The 18,325-nt window shown below is 49.1% G+C and carries 14 protein-coding genes; 13 read left to right on the forward strand and 1 reads right to left on the reverse strand.

The features are described from left to right. Window positions 1-47: 47 nt before the first annotated feature. Window positions 48-2,762 carry an aconitate hydratase AcnA gene (gene acnA, locus QP794_RS29825; protein WP_285080351.1) on the reverse strand — a complete coding sequence of 905 codons (2,715 nt, stop codon included), beginning with the start codon at window positions 2,760-2,762 and terminating at the stop codon, window positions 48-50. A 359-nt stretch (window positions 2,763-3,121) separates the two neighbouring features. Between acnA and QP794_RS29830 the strand changes: the two genes are divergently transcribed. The 13 genes from QP794_RS29830 (at window position 3,122) to QP794_RS29890 (ending at window position 18,248) form a co-directional block, all read left to right on the forward strand. Continuing rightward, on the forward strand, window positions 3,122-4,141 hold the full coding sequence (locus QP794_RS29830; protein ID WP_285080352.1) for an amidase domain-containing protein: 1,020 nt from the start codon (window positions 3,122-3,124) through the stop codon (window positions 4,139-4,141). A gap of 133 nt (window positions 4,142-4,274) precedes the next feature. Then, on the forward strand, window positions 4,275-5,375 hold the full coding sequence (locus tag QP794_RS29835; protein ID WP_285080354.1) for a D-alanine--D-alanine ligase: 1,101 nt from the start codon (window positions 4,275-4,277) through the stop codon (window positions 5,373-5,375). Between the two features lie 31 nt (window positions 5,376-5,406). Then, a complete protein-coding gene (locus QP794_RS29840) occupies window positions 5,407-5,730 on the forward strand; it encodes a hypothetical protein (RefSeq protein WP_053779624.1) in 324 nt (107 codons plus the stop codon). 155 nt (window positions 5,731-5,885) lie between these two features. Then, entirely contained in the window at window positions 5,886-6,887 is a 1,002-nt protein-coding gene (gene uvsE, locus QP794_RS29845) for a UV DNA damage repair endonuclease UvsE (protein WP_285080356.1), read from the forward strand. Between the two features lie 107 nt (window positions 6,888-6,994). Continuing rightward, window positions 6,995-7,858, forward strand: a complete 864-nt coding sequence (locus QP794_RS29850) for an inositol monophosphatase family protein (protein ID WP_483311972.1) — start codon at window positions 6,995-6,997, stop codon at window positions 7,856-7,858. A gap of 235 nt (window positions 7,859-8,093) precedes the next feature. Next, a complete protein-coding gene (locus QP794_RS29855; RefSeq protein WP_285080360.1) occupies window positions 8,094-8,372 on the forward strand; it encodes a hypothetical protein in 279 nt (92 codons plus the stop codon). Between the two features lie 304 nt (window positions 8,373-8,676). Beyond that, a complete protein-coding gene (locus QP794_RS29860; RefSeq protein WP_285080361.1) occupies window positions 8,677-9,993 on the forward strand; it encodes an SGNH/GDSL hydrolase family protein in 1,317 nt (438 codons plus the stop codon). A gap of 248 nt (window positions 9,994-10,241) precedes the next feature. Then, window positions 10,242-12,029: a sensor histidine kinase gene (locus QP794_RS29865; RefSeq protein WP_285080364.1), complete on the forward strand. Its 1,788-nt coding sequence runs from the start codon at window positions 10,242-10,244 to the stop codon at window positions 12,027-12,029. Further along, window positions 12,004-13,557, forward strand: a complete 1,554-nt coding sequence (locus QP794_RS29870) for a response regulator transcription factor (RefSeq protein WP_285080365.1) — start codon at window positions 12,004-12,006, stop codon at window positions 13,555-13,557. The genes QP794_RS29865 and QP794_RS29870 overlap by 26 nt, the downstream gene beginning before the upstream one ends. A gap of 219 nt (window positions 13,558-13,776) precedes the next feature. Then, window positions 13,777-15,060 carry an ABC transporter substrate-binding protein gene (locus QP794_RS29875; protein WP_285080366.1) on the forward strand — a complete coding sequence of 428 codons (1,284 nt, stop codon included), beginning with the start codon at window positions 13,777-13,779 and terminating at the stop codon, window positions 15,058-15,060. Between the two features lie 144 nt (window positions 15,061-15,204). Beyond that, complete coding sequence (locus QP794_RS29880; RefSeq protein ID WP_024633027.1) at window positions 15,205-16,107, forward strand: carbohydrate ABC transporter permease; 903 nt, start codon at window positions 15,205-15,207, stop codon at window positions 16,105-16,107. Between the two features lie 2 nt (window positions 16,108-16,109). After that, window positions 16,110-16,949 carry a carbohydrate ABC transporter permease gene (locus QP794_RS29885; RefSeq protein ID WP_024633028.1) on the forward strand — a complete coding sequence of 280 codons (840 nt, stop codon included), beginning with the start codon at window positions 16,110-16,112 and terminating at the stop codon, window positions 16,947-16,949. Window positions 16,950-17,123: 174 nt separating this feature from the next. Continuing rightward, complete coding sequence (locus QP794_RS29890) at window positions 17,124-18,248, forward strand: rhamnogalacturonan acetylesterase (protein ID WP_285080374.1); 1,125 nt, start codon at window positions 17,124-17,126, stop codon at window positions 18,246-18,248. The last annotated feature ends 77 nt before the right edge of the window (window positions 18,249-18,325 follow it).

Here is an 18,325-nt window from a genome sequence, read left to right on the forward strand (position 1 = left end):
ACGAGGAGCTTTTCTGTATAACTTAATTGCATTAAATATAAAGGCAATTAAGATTTTTTCATCATTTGACGCAATACGGTTTGCAGGATACCACCGTTATGGTAGTAGTCCACGTCCACCATGCTGTCCAGACGAGCGATGACAGGGAAGTCGAACTTGGTGCCGTCCTCACGGGTTACGGTAACCGTCAGCTCTTGACCTGGTTTCACATCATTGCTCAGACCTGTGATGTCATACGTTTCACGACCGTTCAGACCGAGGCTGGACCAGCCATGACCTTCCTGGAATTGCAATGGCATTACGCCCATACCCACCAGGTTACTGCGGTGAATACGCTCGAAGCTTTCTGCGATAACGGCTTTGACGCCGAGCAGGAATGTTCCTTTTGCCGCCCAGTCACGGGAGCTTCCTGTACCATACTCTTTACCTGCGATAACGATCAGGTTTTGTCCTTCGTCCTGATACTTCATGGAAGCATCGTAGATAGACATTTCTTCGTCCGTTGGCAGGTATTTGGTAATACCACCCTCGGTACCTGGAGCCACTTGGTTACGAATACGAATGTTTGCAAACGTACCACGCATCATGACTTCATGGTTACCACGACGTGAGCCGTAAGAGTTGAAGTCTTTGCGTTCTACGCCATGTTCTTTCAGGTACAGTCCAGCCGGACTGGATGGTGCGATATTACCCGCTGGCGAGATGTGATCCGTTGTTACGGAATCAGCTAGCAATGCCATGACACGTGCGGAACGAATATCTGCGATATCCGTCAACTTGTCGCCAAGCTCCTGGAAGAATGGTGGATTCTGAATGTATGTGGAGTTAGGATCCCACTCATACAATTCGCCTTCCGGTACAGGAATCGTATTCCAGCGTTCGTTAGCTGTAAATACGTTCTCGTATTTGTTGCGGAACATCTGTGCGTTCAGCGAGCTAGCGATGGTATCCTTGATTTCCTCGGAGCTAGGCCAGAGGTCTTTCAGGAATACAGGCTCGTTGTTGGTATCATAGCCGATTGGATCGGTTGCAAAATCAATATTAACGGTACCCGCCAGAGCATACGCCACAACGAGTGGCGGTGAAGCCAAGTAGTTGGCTTTGACCTGTGCGTGCACACGACCTTCAAAGTTACGGTTACCGGACAATACAGCCGCTACCGTCATGTCGTTCTCAGCGATTGCTTCGCTTACTTCGTCTGGCAGTGGGCCAGAGTTACCGATGCAAGTTGCACAACCGTAGCCGGCCACGTTAAATCCGAGTTTGTCGAGATATTCAATCAGACCTGCTTTTTCCAGATACTCGGTAACTACGAGGGAACCTGGAGTCAAGCTGCTTTTCACGTAGCCAGGCTTGGTCAGACCACGTTCAACGGCTTTTTTCGCAAGCAGACCCGCTCCAACCATAACACTTGGATTCGAAGTGTTGGTGCAGCTTGTGATTGCCGCGATAACGACAGCACCAGCAGACAGTTCGCTAGTGGAACCGTCAGAGTGTGTTACAGGCACTTTCTCAGCGATTTTCTCGTCGCTCAGTCCATAGCCGCCTTTGTCGATCGGCGTGCGGATAATGCTATTGAAGCCTTCTTTCATTTGAGTCAGCTCGATGCGATCCTGTGGACGTTTAGGTCCCGCGAGACTTGGTACAACAGATGCCAGGTCAAGTTCAATCACATCTGTAAACTCAGGGTCAACCGTATCAGCAGTACGGAACATGTTCTGAGCTTTGTAATAAGCTTCAACCAGATCCACCTGTTCGTCGGTACGACCCGTATTACGCATATAGTTCAGTGTTTCGCTATCTACAGGGAAGAAACCGATTGTTGCGCCGTATTCTGGTGCCATGTTGGCAACCGTTGCACGGTCAGCCAGACTGATGTTGCTAAGACCCGGTCCGTAGAACTCGACGAATTTACCAACAACGCCTTTTTTACGAAGCATTTGGGTAACAGTGAGTGCCAGATCCGTTGCCGTTGCGCCTTCGCTCAGGCTGCCTGTTAATTTGAAACCGATAACGTCCGGTGTTACAAAATAAAGCGGTTGGCCCAGCATGCCTGCTTCAGCCTCGATCCCGCCAACACCCCAACCAACAACGCCGAGTCCGTTGATCATGGTGGTGTGGGAGTCCGTTCCTACGAGGGAATCCGGGAATACAACGGTTTCGCCGTCAATGGTTTTGGTTGCAGCCACGGAAGCCAGGTACTCCAGGTTAACCTGGTGAACGATCCCTGTGGATGGTGGAACTGCACGGAAGTTGTTGAATGCCGTTTGCGCCCAGCGCAAGAAGCGGTAACGCTCTTCGTTACGCTCGAACTCAACCTTGATGTTGTAGTCGAGTGCATCATTCGTTCCGAACGCATCAACCATAACGGAGTGGTCGATAACGAGATCGACGGGAACGAGTGGGTTGATTTGTTTTGGATCGCCGCCTGCTTTTTTCACGGTATCACGCATTGCTGCAAGGTCAACGACAACCGGTACACCGGTGAAATCTTGCAGAACGATACGTGCAGGGATAAATGGAATTTCTTTGTTATTGTCACGGCCTTCTGCCCAGCCGGTCAGTTGTTTAACATGTTCTTCGGTAATTGCACGTCCGTCAAATTGACGAATAGCTGCTTCGAGCAGCACTTTAATGGAGAAAGGAAGCTTGGAAAGGTCGCCGTAGCCGCCTTCCTGAAGAGCATCTAAACTGTAGTAGCGATAAGACTTGCCTCCGACCTCAAGACTGCGGGCCGCGGAGAAATGATTCTTGGCTGACATACATGTACCTCCTTAAAATGGTCGGTGAGATGAAGAAAACGTCCATATAGGTGAAGAACAGGCCTTCATCGTTCCGTGTCCTTGTTCACTGGTTTCATTAGGTGAAACGTAATTTCATAATCGTAACTTTAGTTTTAAGTATACCGTTTTCAACGCCGTACGTAAAGGGCTTTTTGCCTGTCCAGCCAAGCGAATTAGACATTGAATGCGTTCTCAAGTAAAGGGAATGGACTTGATCTCTTCCGTACGCATTATCCCCGTTATTAAGGCTTCAAAACAGAACCAGACACATACAACCGAAATTCTCTCATATAAATAAAAAAGAGTTTTCATGCAATGGATCATTCCGGACAGAACTCATGCCAAAGGGGGACACAGGCTTGGAACGCGAATGGAAGAGTGCCTTATATACCTACGTGAACCAGTATAATCGCTGTGAGATCGACTACCGTCCACAGACAAGCGAGCGGATTGTAACCGATCCGGAATTTGTGCTGGAACGGGGAGAGCGGATGGCCAGACTGGACCAATGGTATCGCAAGCGGCGGGCCGTGCCTCTTCGCAGTGAGACCAGCGCCAAGCTTGTGCGGACACTGATGGATGGGGCAGATGAATCGGTGGTGGACGTGCAATTGTACAGCAGGCTGTTCTATGAGAAGAACGGTTTGACCCATCGGGAAGACCGGATTGAGCGGGAACGCCTGACCTTTCTTAGGCAAGGTGGAGCTTGGAGCATTGCACGTGTGGAACGTGAGGTGCCGGAGCGTCGTCCGGTAGGCGAGGGTCGTCCTTTTCAACAAGCTGATTTTGTACAGGCGATGAACCGGCCGCTGCTTAACCGGGAAGTACTGGGACAGGGTAGGCGATCAAAGCAGCAGCTGTATCGCAGGGATCTTGCTGTGGCCTATGCGGATCGGTGGTGGAATGCGGGTAATCCGGCCTTTGAGGAATTCGATGTGGACTGCACCAACTATGTGTCCCAATGTCTCTTTGCAGGGGGAGCACCCATCCACTATACTGGTAAAAGAGAAGCAGGATGGTGGTACAAAGGCTATGTGAATGGCGCCGAAATGTGGAGCTACAGTTGGGCGGTCTCCAATAGTCTGGAGCGCTATTTATCCGGCAGCAGCTGGGGATTGTCAGCAACCGAAGTGGAGCGTCCCGAGCAGCTAATGCTTGGAGATGTCATTCTCTACGACTGGGACGGTGATGGCAGGTTTCAACACAGTACCGTAGTGACCGCTTTTGATGCGGGGGGCATGCCGCTTGTGAACGCACATACAGTCAGCAGCCGCCACCGTTTCTGGGATTACCGGGATTCTTACGCCTGGAACGAGCGGACGGTGTATCGGCTTTTTCATATTGCAGATGAATTTTGATGGTCAAAGATTTTATGGGATTCGGTGACGTGGACATCCGGTTCCGTGTAAAATAAGTCTAGATAACAGAATAAAAGTGGTGCTGAACATGCAGGCATGACAGCATCATTGCACAGATAATCGGAGGTTACACATGAGTATGGATAAATTAACAGTAGGCGTCGTTTACGGCGGAAAGTCAGGCGAGCATGAGGTATCGCTGCAAACGGCGTTTGCTGTAACGAACGCTTTTGATTATGAAAAGTATGAATTGGTTCCTTTTTATATCTCCAAGCAGGGTACGTGGAAAAAAGGATCTGTCATGCATGCGCCATTCGCGCAGATTGAAGATTTGAAGCTGGAGCAGGCGGCGGGCGGAACCCAGGAAGCGCTGAACGCGCTGTTTGGCCGTTTATATGGCGGAGAAGAGGCGATGGACGTCATGTTCCCGCTGCTGCACGGTACGTTTGGTGAGGATGGTACGATTCAAGGAATGTTCGAGATGGCAGATATGCCTTATGTTGGTGCAGGCGTACTTGCTTCGGCAGGTGGCATGGACAAAGTGGTCATGAAGAAACTGTTCGCACAGGCCGGAATCGACCAATGTGCCTTTACGTATTTTAACGCTACGCAGTGGAAGCAGACCGAACATGAAATGATTCTGCAGGTGGAGGATCAGTTGGGCTATCCTTGTTTCATTAAGCCGGCCAATCTCGGTTCCAGCGTGGGGATCTCGAAAGCGCGTAACCGGGGTGAACTGAAGACAGCAGTGGAGTTTGCTCTTCGTTATGATACGAAGGTTGTCATTGAGGAGTTTGTAGAGGCGCGTGAAGTCGAGGTTAGTGTGCTTGGCAATGACGAACCGATGGCTTCCGTACCAGGAGAAATTGTATCCTCTGGTGAATATTATGACTATGCAGCTAAATACATCGATGGTCAGTCTCAGATGCTGATCCCTGCTCCGCTTGACCCGGAAGCCGCAGATCGCATCCGCGAGGCCGCATTGCAGGCATTCCGTGCGATTGAAGGCAATGGGATCTCCCGGACCGACTTCTTCATTCGCAAATCGGATGGGGTATTGCTTATTAATGAAGTAAACACCATGCCTGGTTTCACCCCCTACAGCATGTATCCGCTCTTGTGGCGTGAGACGGGCGTATCGTATGCAGAACTGCTGGATCGCATGATTGAGCTGGCTTTGGAACGCTACAACCGCAAGCAGGCGCTGAACTACGAGAACGGCGTACAGGTGTAGCCTGAGGACGACAAAATAAGGAGGGGTATGAATGGGATTTCAGACCGAATTCAATTCCGTGTGCAAATTCAAGAATGAACAAGAGCTGTTCGAATTGCTTGAATACGGCCGTGGCAAAATGGTCAAACAAGGCTTTCGTGTATTTCCTACCGGACAGAAAGTCATTGCTTACACACCGGATAACGTGGCGGTAGCCATCGTAAAAATCGTAGTCTCCATTGCAGAGATTAACTTCCAGGGTCAGGAAGTGACCGAAGTGGAGATGCAATTGATCCGTAAACTGAACGAGGAAGAATCACGCATTCAGACCGCTCTTGCGGACGAGATGTTCTTTGGTGAACAGGCACAGGGGTAGTTTGTTACAGGTGGACCGGAACGAATGGACGGATTTGTCGAAATTACGATTATGGTCACTCTTTTAGGGTAAAACTTGGTTATATACAGTGAAGGGAAGACTGCCGGCTTCATATGCCGGGAAGGAATTCCGCCCTAATAGAGAGGAAGAAATTCATGCTCGTACGTTTAGGCTATGTGGCGATGTCCGTGCTCGTGGAGAATGCTTCACCTTCCCGGACGATGACCATGTCCAGCTTTAAGAAAATTGATGATAGGGAAGCGGCAATTCGCAAGCTGGAACGGATTGCAGCCGAGAATTTGCATAATACATTACGTTTGCTCAGACACAATAAAGGCAGCCATATTCATGTATATCGCTTCTCCTCCAAATTAATTCCGCTGGCTACACATGAGGATCTGAGTGATTGGGACCCGTTTCCCGCGCTTAAGCAGGATTTTGCTGTGATTGGCGATTTTGTGAAGGAGAACGAGATGCGTGTATCTTTCCACCCGGATCATTTTACAGTACTCAGCACGCCGCGGGAGGAAGTGCTGCGCAACTCCATGCGCGACCTTCGTCATCATGTACGTATGCTGGATGCGATGGGGCTGAATGCCACTGCCAAGAACAATATACATATTGGTGGTGCATACGGGGACAAGCCTAGTGCAGCGCTGCGTTTTGAGGAAAATTTTCTAAAGCTGGATCGGGATATTCAGGAGCGGATGACGCTCGAAAATGATGACAAGACCTTCAATGCACCCGAGACACTTGCAGTCTGCCAGCGTATGGGGCTACCCATGGTGCTGGATATTCATCATCAATGGGTGAACAATGAAGGCGAACAGCCGTGGGATCTCTGGCCTGATATATTGAAGACATGGGAATCTCCGCTTGCCCAAGCGGATTCACCGGCAGACAAGCCGTTGCCGCCCAAAATTCACGTGTCCAGTCCCAAGAGTGAGAAGGACCTGCGAGGTCATGCTGACGGTGTTGAAGTGGAGCCTTTGCTCACTTTCTTGCGCCATATCGCAGCAGATACGCCCGCCCTTGATGTGATGATTGAGGCAAAGCGCAAGGATGAAGCATTGGTTCAACTGATGCAGAAACTAGCATTCTATCACGAAGAGGGTGTGGACTGGGTGGACGAGTCGACGGTTATCATTCATCCGTAGCGCCAAAAGGGGCCTGGGCAGCGAGAAACTTTACGACCCTCGGGGCGTATACTTTTAACAAGTATTTTAATTTTTCGTAGATTGATATAGAAAGTAGAGTGAACGCTTTGAATGAGAAGGAAAAAACACCTTATGTCGTGACAAGCAAAAGCTATACTGCCGTCGCCATTAATGCAGCCTCCAAAGCTGGAGAGTGGATCAAGAGCCGTCTCGGAACTGTGGGGGAGCCCGGAACCAAGTATTCCCCGCAGGATCTCGTTACTGAAGTGGATAAAGGGGCGGAACAGATGATCCGCCGCCTGATTCTGACGCATTTTCCCCATCATGCCATTCTGGGTGAAGAAGGCGTAGAACCAGGACCGGAAGCTTCGGCCAAAGCACTGAAAGAAGCTGAGGAAGAAGAGTTTCTCTGGATTGTGGACCCGGTGGACGGAACGACGAACTTTGTACATGGTTTTCCGTTCTACTCCGTATCCATCGCTTTGGCCCATAACGGTGAGGTGGTTGTGGGGGTAATCTACGATCCTTCCCGTGACGAGATGTTTGTTGCGGAAAAAGGAAAAGGCGCTTACGTCCACGGAAACCGGATGCTTGTATCGGGTGAACAGGAACTGGCTCAGAGCCTGATCGCGGTTGGCTTCCCGGCAGATACGACATACGCCTTGCCGATCAATATGGCCGCTGTTCAGGCGCTTGCACCGCAAGTACGCAGTCTGCGTGCAGGCGGTTCCGCTGCCCTGCATTTGGCCTATGTTGCAGCGGGGCGCCTCAGCGCTTATACCGAAGTTGGTCTGAAACCATGGGATATCGCCGCAGGTGCACTGCTGGTTGAGGAATCCGGCGGCAAGGTTACCGATACCGTGGGGACGCCTTATCAACTCTCGGTGAGTCATGTGGTGGCCAGCAATGGCAAGATTCATGATGCATTGACGGATGTGTTGAAGGAAGCAAAGGCAACCGGCTTGGAGTGAGTGAGTATATTCAATTCATCAATGCTTGAAAAATTTGAAATTGTACATTAAACGGAGGGGACTGAACAGATCTGAAGAAGCGGAGCGCTCGCCTTTATCAACGGATTTCTCCCTTGGACAAGGGAATCAAAGAAATCTGGGGATAACAGCGATCGGAAGACTGTTCTGTCCACGAAGTGAAGATGTAATAGTAAGATTAGTGCATTTGTGACTTTAATCTAAGGAGCGAACAACAATGGATGAATCCAAAGAACTGGAACGACGTTTGAGTGATATGCTGACTGAAGGGGACATGGAGGAGTCCGGCGATGCTGACAAGCGTGAACGCCAGCTCATTCCTCCCAAATACGAGGTGCGCATCCAGACAGAACGGGACCCAATTGTTGAGGAAACGTTGAAGTACCGGGATATGGCACGTGAAGTGGACGATCGCTATGATCGTTATATAGAGCGTTCTGCCGGGAACAAACCGGAAAACGACATGGATGGTTCTGATTCTGGAGACGCAAAGTAAACAGAAATCTTGACAGGTTGATATTTTATCTGTGTTAAACAAGGGGCTTCCAATAGTCATGAAAAATGGCGGGAAGCTCCTTTTGATCGTCAGCGTAGAGTCCAGCGACGACGACCGGTGGGTGAACGACTTCGGGGCAGTCTATTTACGTGTATAGTGAGAGCTCCTCCTTTTTCGTACAGACGACAGCACCCCTTTAATAATGTTAGAATAGAGTTACACGAACTTCTGTCATCGGAGTGGAAAGTGTAATATGCAATTATTGTTTACTTAGTATAGATACGAGACAAGGAGTGTTCTAAGAATGAAGCGTAAACGCATATGGAGAAGTACCGCCGCGGGATTAACGGCAAGTATGCTGGCAGGGATGCTGATTTTGGCATCAACCGCCCAGTCCGCTCTTGCTGCAGATAGCAATACGTTACCTGCGGGAACTACAACAGCATCTTTGCCTGTGAACAAGGATGCCATAGCAGTAACCAAGGAATTCCGCATCGTCACATTAGGGGATTCTATTACCGTGGGTTACGAGCCGAACCTGAAAGAACTGCCGTATGGTTATGTGGAACGGTTACAGGAACAAGGCCTGCTTCACGGACGTACTCAGGTGGACAACTATGGTATAGCCGGATTGAAGAGCAGTGGTCTGAAAAACTTTGCAGATGCGATTAAAGAAGGGAAAGCGCTCACTTCCGAAACCATTCAACCGAGTCTTCCTGATCCAAGAGCGGCACAAGTTGGAGCCAATATTGCTGCCATCAAGGAGAGTGTAGCTGGAGCGAATCTCGTTGCTATCACAATCGGAGGAAACGATGTATCCGAGCTGCTCGGCTCGGCAGATAAGCTGAGTGATGCGGAACTGGAAGCAAAAGTGAAAGAATTGCTATCATCCTATACAGTCAATGTTAGCGCAGTTATCAATGATATTCATGAGGTTAATCCTAATGCCAAGATCGTAATCGCAGACCAGTACCAACCCATGCCTGAAGTTGCTGGTAAGGAGCTTTATGCGAAACTGATGGAAGCTTCCCAAGGGTTTACGAAGACCATTGATGGAATTGCTACTGAATTTTCCGCTAAAGGGATGGATGTAAAAGTGGCTCATGTCGCCAAGGAGTTTATTGGCGGAGAAGGCACGATGACGCACATGATTAAGGACCGCGATTTCCATCCGAATCAGTTCGGATATGAAGCGATTGCCAAAGTATTCGCAGAAACGATCTGGGGCGACTACACCAAGCTGACAGCTCCTGCGAGCGGTGAACCGATGAACATCATCGTTAGTGGCAAAACGCTGAATACCCCATACAAACCAGTCATTCGCAATGGCAAAAACTTTGTGGCAATCCAGGATATCGTGAATGCAGTCGGTGCAACAACCGTCTGGGATAACAAAACTTCAACGGCAACGATTACATATGGAGACCGGAAGGTTGCCGTGAAGATTGGTGCAACGGCCGTTCAGGTGAATGGTGCATCCCTTGCCGTGGACACACCAGCATTCCTGAACAAGGTGGGCAACGAGTCCAAAACGTATGTGCCGCTGGCAATGGTAGCTGAAGGTCTAGGCTTTGATGTGCAGTATGTAGCCAAATTAAAGACGGTTTTTGTGAACCCGTAACACCTATGTCTTGTATGATTGATTGATATCTAACAGCCAGATTTCCTTGATTTTTTCAAGGAGACTGGCTTTTTTTGCGTCTATGTTCATTTCTCACAAGGGAGCTAAACCTTCGATAATGATCTAAAATGTTGCATAAATATGACTTGTCATCTGACCATGGATGTGTAAATATGAAAATAACTTACAGTAGATCGAAAACCATTTCGAATGGACAGCACCCTTCGCCAGCCAAAGGAGCGCTTTGGATGAGAAAAATTAAGAACGCTTTCACGAGATTGCCGATTCATCACAAAACCATTCTTCTCATCGGACTTCTGATGTTGATCAGCTTCACATTCTATGTATCTGTCCTGAGATACGTGTTCAACATTTATGACCGACAAATCTATGAGAAATCCTCACAGGTACTTAATATGTCTTCGGTGGGCATCGAGAACCAGCTGCGTGAGATTTCCAATCTATCCTTTAAAGTCATGTCTGACGAACCACTACAGCAATACCTTCTCCAGTTGGAAAATGCCGAAACGGGATATGAGCAAAATGGCCTGCGCAAAAAAATCACCAACAGATTGGTGGCTTATGCAGGTTCAGAGAAATACGTCTATTCCATGATCTTTATCGATAATGATAATAATGTTATGGCGGCTGGAAACCGTGAGGGAATCTCGAAAGCAAAGCAGAGTGAATTGGTTGCTTTGGGACAGCAATATTCGGGCTCCAATGCCTGGTACACGGGTGGGGACCAGCAAGCCAGGCTGTTGTCGGTTAGACAGGTAAAGTCTTTTACCGGTGGAGCATTCACGCTGGAGAAGCTGGGCACCCTTGTTATTCGTGTACGGCTGGATCGGATTGTTCAGGACCAGATGCAGCATCCGGCAGAGGATTCACAGCTATTAATTACAGATGGCCGGGAAGTGATCTATCCGACAGAGTCGACCGTCAGCAAATCTGAAATTGAGTCTGAACTGAAGCGGACACAGCCTTATGGGATCGCCATGTTTGAGCAGGGTAGAAATTTTGTCGCCCGTGCACATTCTTCCTATACGGATTGGGTGTACCTGTACATGACGCCCTTTGACCAGATGTTTAAGCAGATCCAGTTTGTCAAACAGCTGGTGACTGTCATTTTTATTATGATATTCCTGGCGGCGCTTGTATTTGGGGCTAAATTTTCCCGTAGTATTACACAGCCGATCGCCCAGTTGATCAAGAAAATGCGCAATATCGAAAAAGGGGATCTGGATAAGCTGGAGGAAGCAGCGCTTGGCAACGTTCCGGTATCTTCGCAGAATGAGGTTGGGTTGCTGCATCGCACGTTCAAGATGATGTTACAGCGCATACGCGAACTCATTGATGAGAATTATGCGAAGCAGCTCGTGATACGAGAAACTGAATTGAAAGCGCTTCAGGCGCAGATTAATCCACATTTTCTGTACAACACACTGGAATCGATCAACTGGCTTGCCAAAGTGCAGAAGCAGCATCAAATCTCTGAAATGGTTGAGGCCCTCGGATTTCTGCTGCGAAGCTCTGTGAACATGTCCGAGAAGTGGATTACTTTGGAAAGAGAATTGGACATTGTCCGTAGTTATGTGACAATCCAGCACACGCGATTTGAGGAAAGGCTTGATTTTGATATGGACATTGCGCCCGAAGTGGGAACTGCACGCATTCCGAAGTTAACCCTGCAGCCATTGGTGGAGAACGCCATTCATTATGCTTTGGAGCCAAGCATAGAACCTTGCCGTATTCGGATCAGAGCGAGAGCGGATGGAGACAACGTTGTGATTGAAGTGGAAGACGATGGTCCAGGCATGACTCCCGAATTTCTGGAGCAATTGCAGGAGGGACGTATTCAGACGAGGGGACAGGGGATCGGACTGTCGAACATCAAGGAACGGATCAGGCTGACCTTCGGGGACGAAGGCGAAATGATCATGAGCAGCAATCCCGGATCAGGGACCGTAGTATCGATCAGAATACCTTGGATCAGAGAGGACGATGACGATGTACAAAGTGATGCTCGTAGATGATGAACGTGTCATTCTGGAGGGGATTTCGCAAGTCGTGGATTGGGCTGCAGCAGGAACGGAGCTGGTGGATACTGCGAGAAACGGGATTGAAGCGCTGGATAAAATCGGTCATTCCAGACCGGATATTATCATTACGGATATATCCATGCCGGGCCTGGATGGTCTTGGATTAATTGAAAAGGCGTCGGAAGCTTACCCTGGACTCCGGTTTATCATGTTGTCTGGTTACAAAGAGTTCGAATATGCTCGCCGGGCCATGCAATATGGAGTGAAGCATTATCTGCTCAAACCGTGTAACGAGAACCAGATCCACGATGCCTTGTCCGAGCTGCTTCAGGAACACCAGGATGCCCAGGTGAAGGAACATGTGGCCGGAGAGATGAAACAGCGGCTGCAACGGGTGCTCCCGCATGTGAAGGAGCAGTTCCTGCTGGAGTTTATGACGAACCAAACCTATGGTCCGGTTGATTTGGAGTATTATCAGGAGCTGTTTGAACTGGAGCTGGAGGATAGTGTAGTTCGGCTGCTGCTGTTTCGGATTGCAGATGAACATGATTATAGTCATTTATTTGCGATCAAAAACATCGCCAGTGATCTGCTGCCCCATGTTCTGTTAAGCACGACCATTGAAGGCAAACTGTTAATTTTGCTGGGGGACTCTTCCGATCCGGTCGGTTTGAAGGAGAGCATTGAGGAAGTGCGGGCTGCTTTTACCAGACTGTATAAACTCGAAGTTACGGCTGCCCTTAGTGAGGCGGATCGAATGATTCAATCCAGGCGTTTGTTCCGTGAGGCTATGCAATGCCTGAACCACCGCTTTTTTATTGGCGAAGGCAAGCTGATTACCAAAAATGATCTGGCCCTGGCCGGGGAATGTGCTGGGGTACACGTTGAACAGGATGCAGAGCAGCTGTGCCAGTTGATTAAGTCAGGTAATACCGAAGAAGCTGCAGCGGAAGTGGATCGCCTCTTCGATCTTTTATCCGGTCAGCAGCTTGAAATTGGGATTACCCGTTCGTATGTGGTGCAGTTGTACTCCGCTATGATTCATGTCTGTCCACCTGAGGAGGCAACGGAATTCACTCAGCGTATGGCAGAGCTGCCCCATATCGATACCTTGTCTGGCCTAAAATCCTTTGTCGCAAGCAGCGCAGCCCGATTAACCTCCGGTTATTACAAAAACCACATTAGCCGTCAGTCTTCTGCCGTGGAGAAGATGATGGATATCGTAGACCGTCATTATGGCGAAGCTGATCTATCCCTTAACGGTGTCGCTCATCAGATGTTATATATGAACCCGGATTACTTAGGTAAAATTTTCAAAAAAGTGACCGGCGAGAACTTCTCCAATTATGTGAATCGACTGCGCATTGAGCGTGCCTGCGACCATATTCGCAGAGGTGGGGATGTGAAGGTATTTGAGCTTGCCGAATTGTTTGGCTTCGGAGGAAACTCGCAATATTTCAGTCAGGTATTCAAAAAGTGGACCGGCATGACACCTACCGAATTCCGTAGAACTGGCTTATAACAATCAACTGACGATCATGTAGTCGGAGTATGAGGGGGACGAACCGCACCGGGAGGGTGCGGTTGTCCTCCTCTGTTTTTTGAACCAACAAGACGGTTTTGTGTATTCAACTATGGTCTCACATTTGCGAAAATGACAATATAAAGTTTGTGGAAGCGTTATCAGAAAATGAAGGTAACTCATTCACACAACCATATCAACATAAAAGGGGAGATTGGCATGGTGAAAAAGGCAATATTCCTGATGATGGCGGCATTGCTGGTATTAACAACGGCATGCAGCAGCAGCGGAGGATCGGACGGAACATCTGCGGATGGTTCGGTAACACTTCGTATCGCGTGGTGGGGATCGGATGCACGTCACGAGTATACACAGAAGGTCATTGACTTGTACAAAGAGAAAAACCCGAATGTCAAAATTGACGTGGAATATGCGTCGTTCGATGACTACTGGAAAAAGCTCGCTCCACAAGCTGCAGCGAATCAACTGCCGGACATTGTACAGATGGATATTTCCTACATCAGCCAATATGCACAGAACGGACAGCTCGAAGATCTGTCCTCGTATCTCGGAAATCAGATCAAAGTGGACGATGTATCCGAGAACGTAATCAGCACAGGCATTATCAATGAAAAACAATATGGGGTACCTGCGGGTGTTAACGTACTGGGTTTCCAGTATGATCCGGCTCTGCTCAAAAAAGCGGGTGTGGATGCCCTACCTGAAAATATGACCTGGGAATCGTATGAAGAGCTTGGCAAGCAGACGGCTGCCAAAGGACTTTTCTTGGATGGAGGCGTGGCGCCGGATATTTTCTTCCACTATTTCCTGCGGACCAAAGGATTGTCCCTCTACAATGCTGAAGGAACGGGGCTTGGCTATGATGACGACAAACTGTTTGTTGAGTTCTTCGGACTCATGCGCCGGATGATTGAGCAGGGCGCAGCGCCTTCACCGGATCTGGCGAACCAAACCAAAGGTATTATCGAGGAATCCGACCTGGTCAAGGAAAAAGGAATTGGTGTATGGCAATGGTCCAACCAGTTTGTAGCCTTGCAGCAGGTAGCCAATCGTCCATTGGAGATTGCCCCAATGCCTGGACCGGACATGGAAAAAGGTCTCTATATGCAGCCAAGTATGTACTGGGCTGTAACATCGAACTCAAAGGTGAAGGAAGAAGCAGCCAAATTCATCGATTTCTGGGTGAACGACGTGGAAGCAAACAAACTGATCAAGGGCGAACGCGGTGTGCCAATCTCGGGCAAAATCAAGGAAGCTATCGCTCCTGAGCTGAGTGACGCAACGAAACAGGTGTTTGACTTCGTAGCGGCCATGGAGCCTAAGGCTTCTCCAATGAGCCCACCGCCGCCGGTAGGTTCGCCGGAAGTCATTGCTTCTCTGGCGGATGTTGTGGAGGAGCTGAACTTTGGTAAGATTACACCGGAACAAGCAGCAGCGACATTCCGCAAAAATGCCGAAGCGGTTCTTGCCAACAATAAATAACAGTTGAATGATTACTTGCTCATCCTATTACCGGGATGGATGGGAACCGGAGGCTACTCGCATACCGCGAGGGCCTTTCCCCGTCCATGAGATCGAAGCGAAGGCTGTGGGAAGTAATCAGATCCATAAAGGAGGTTCGTTCCGTTGAGGCAATATTCGTCGTTGCGCAGAAACTTAACCGGGTATGCATTTATTAGTCCTTTTATCATCGGCTTTCTGGGCTTTACGCTCATTCCGATGTTTGTATCTCTATACATGTCGTTTACGAGTTATAATCTGTTCACTTCTCCACGGTGGATTGGGATGGACAACTACACCAAGATGTTCTTTGATGATCCGAAGTATTGGAACTCGGTTAAGGTAACGTTCCTGTACGTGTTCATTGGTGTGCCGCTAAGGCTGGTCTTTGCACTTTTCGTGGCCATGATCCTGAATACGGGCTCCCGCATGGTCGGAACGTACCGAACCTTGTACTACCTGCCATCCATTATCGGTGGTAGTGTGGCCGTGTCCATTATGTGGCGTAACCTTTTTAGTAATGAAGGTGTCATCAACAGCGCATTAACGGCAATCGGAATCGGGCCAATCAGCTGGTTTGGTGATCCGAATGCGTCCCTGGTTATGCTAATCTCGCTATCAGTTTGGCAGTTTGGATCTTCCATGCTCATCTTTCTGGCCGGTCTGAAAAATATCTCTCCCGAGATGTACGAAGCAGCAGGTGTGGATGGTGCCAATCCGGTACGCAAATTTTTTGGTATCACCTTACCGCTGCTCAGTCCAATCATTCTGTTTAACCTGATTATGCAGACTATCGGTGCATTCATGACCTTTGTACCTGCATATATCATTTCTAAAGGCGAGGGCGGGCCAATGGACGGTACCATGCTTTACTCGCTGTATCTGTTCCGTCAGGCCTTTATGTTTAACAACATGGGTTATGCTTCGGCCATGGCCTGGATCATGCTTATTATGATCGGTATACTCACAGTTGCGGTGTTCCTAACATCCAAGTTCTGGGTGTTTTATGAATCCGAAGGAGGGAAGTAACGATGGTTTGGAGAAATGTGAAATGGCCCATCTATCATCTGTTCGTTGCAGCTTTGGCCCTCCTGATGCTCTATCCCGTGCTATGGATGCTGTTCAGCTCCTTCAAGGAAAGCCGCACCATCTTCGTGACTGCCGAGTCCCTGTTTCCTACAGAATGGATCTGGAGCAACTACGCGGATGGCTGGAAAGGTGCAGGCGGAAGACCGTTTATGGATTACATTACCAATTCACTTGTTATTGTAGTTATCTCCACGATTGGTGCTGTGTTATCCTCATCGCTGATTGCCTTTGGTTTTGCGAGGCTCAACTTTAAAGGTCGTAACTTCTGGTTTTCCCTGATGATGTTAACCCTGATGTTACCGCATGACGTTGTACTCGTACCCCAATATATTATCTTTACAAAGCTTGGCTGGTTGAATACCATTCTGCCGATTGTTGTACCTACATTCTTTGGGATGCCATTCTTCATCTTCCTGATGGTTCAGTTCATTCGTACAATTCCGAAAGAGCTGGATGAGGCTGCTACTATTGATGGGTGTAACAAGTTCAGACTGTATGTGCAGATTATTATGCCGCTCATCAAGTCATCACTCGCAACGGCAGCCATCTTCTCCTTCTACTGGAGATGGGAGGATCTGCTCGGTCCAGTGCTGTATCTGAACTCGCCGGATAAATATACCGTGTCGATGGCACTGAAAATGTTCCTGGATAGCGAATCAGCTTCCAATTGGGGCGCGATGTTCGCGATGTCCATTGTGAGTCTCGTACCCGTTGTAGCCGTGTTCTTTATTTTCCAAAAACAAATTGTACAGGGCATGAGCACCAGCGGATTAAAAGGATAAACGATATTCACTGGATCCTAACCTGGATTAGCATGTTGTAAAAGGAGGTTCTTCCTATTGAATAATGCTCAGGGGAGTCAGGCTGTTACCACGGAGGTAACGTTAGAGGGCGGTAAAGAATCCGTCACCCACTGGAAGTTCAATTTTGGACCGGACTCGGGTAGTGCGGGTGAGATTGAGGGTTATCTAAAAGTGTCTGCCAGCACCCTATATGAAGAACAGGGGGGATACGGTTTTGAATCCGGCTCTCTTGTGTATGAGAAGCTGCGGCTAAGTGAATATGGGATGGCCGACACCGGCAAGGAAAAAAATAAGAATCAAGGGCAGGCCAATGTGTCTGCCCGATTGCGTTCAAGCTTTTGTATTCCGCTCAAGGCATCTTTCATCGTTGATGTACCCGATGGAACCTACCAAGTCTTGTTAATTGCAGGCGATGAATGGGCAGAGACGATTACCCGGGTCAAAGCTGGAGAGGGCAGACTGATGCTGCCGACCATTCGTGCCCTTCCTGGACAATGTGCAGAAGTACGATTCTCCGTTGTGGTCCGTGGCGGGAAGCTTAGATTATCGTTCTCCGGTCCCGCGCCACGGATCAATGCATTGGAGATCACGCTTGCGAATCAGACGATGACTGTATTTCTCGCTGGTGATTCTACCGTGACGGATCAGCCGGAGAGTGGATATCCATATTGTGGCTGGGGCCAGCTGTTACCGGCTCAGTTCAAACATGATGTTGCTGTAGATAATCATGCCCAGTCTGGGCGCAGCTCCCGCAGCTTCATCAATGAGGGCAGACTGGATGCCATTCTGGAGAAGATGAAGCCGGAGGATTTTCTGTTTATTCAATTTGGACATAACGATGAGAAGCCGGGTCCTGATCGGGGGACGGAACCTTTCACAACATATAAGGAATATCTGAAAAAGTATATTGGTGCAGCCCGCGGAGCGAGTGCTCATCCGGTGCTCGTGACCCCGGTGCATCGGCGCTACTTTGCCGATGACGGCACATTGACCGACACGCATGGTGATTATATCATCGCCGTGCGTGAGCTGGCCGAAGAGGAAGGGGTGCCGCTGATCGATCTGGCTGAGCGAAGCCGCATGCTGTTCGAGCAAGCGGGTATTGAAGGCAGTAAGGAGGATTTCATGTGGGTGCTGCCGGGTGAGTACGTGAACTTCCCAGCAGGTGTGGAGGATAACACGCACTTTCAGGAGCGCGGTGCCCGTCGCCTCGCCATACAGGTGGCAGAAGCCATCCGCGAGCTTCGACTTCAGCCGCTGCAAATGTATTTGAGGTAAGCAGCGAAGGAGGGCGGAATCGGAGCAGAGGGAGCGAAGCGTCCGCCTTTGGAGCGGGATTTCCCCTGCTGAGGGGA

Source organism: Paenibacillus sp. UMB7766-LJ446 (genome assembly GCF_030226665.1).
GTDB classification, from domain to species: domain Bacteria; phylum Bacillota; class Bacilli; order Paenibacillales; family Paenibacillaceae; genus Paenibacillus; species Paenibacillus vandeheii.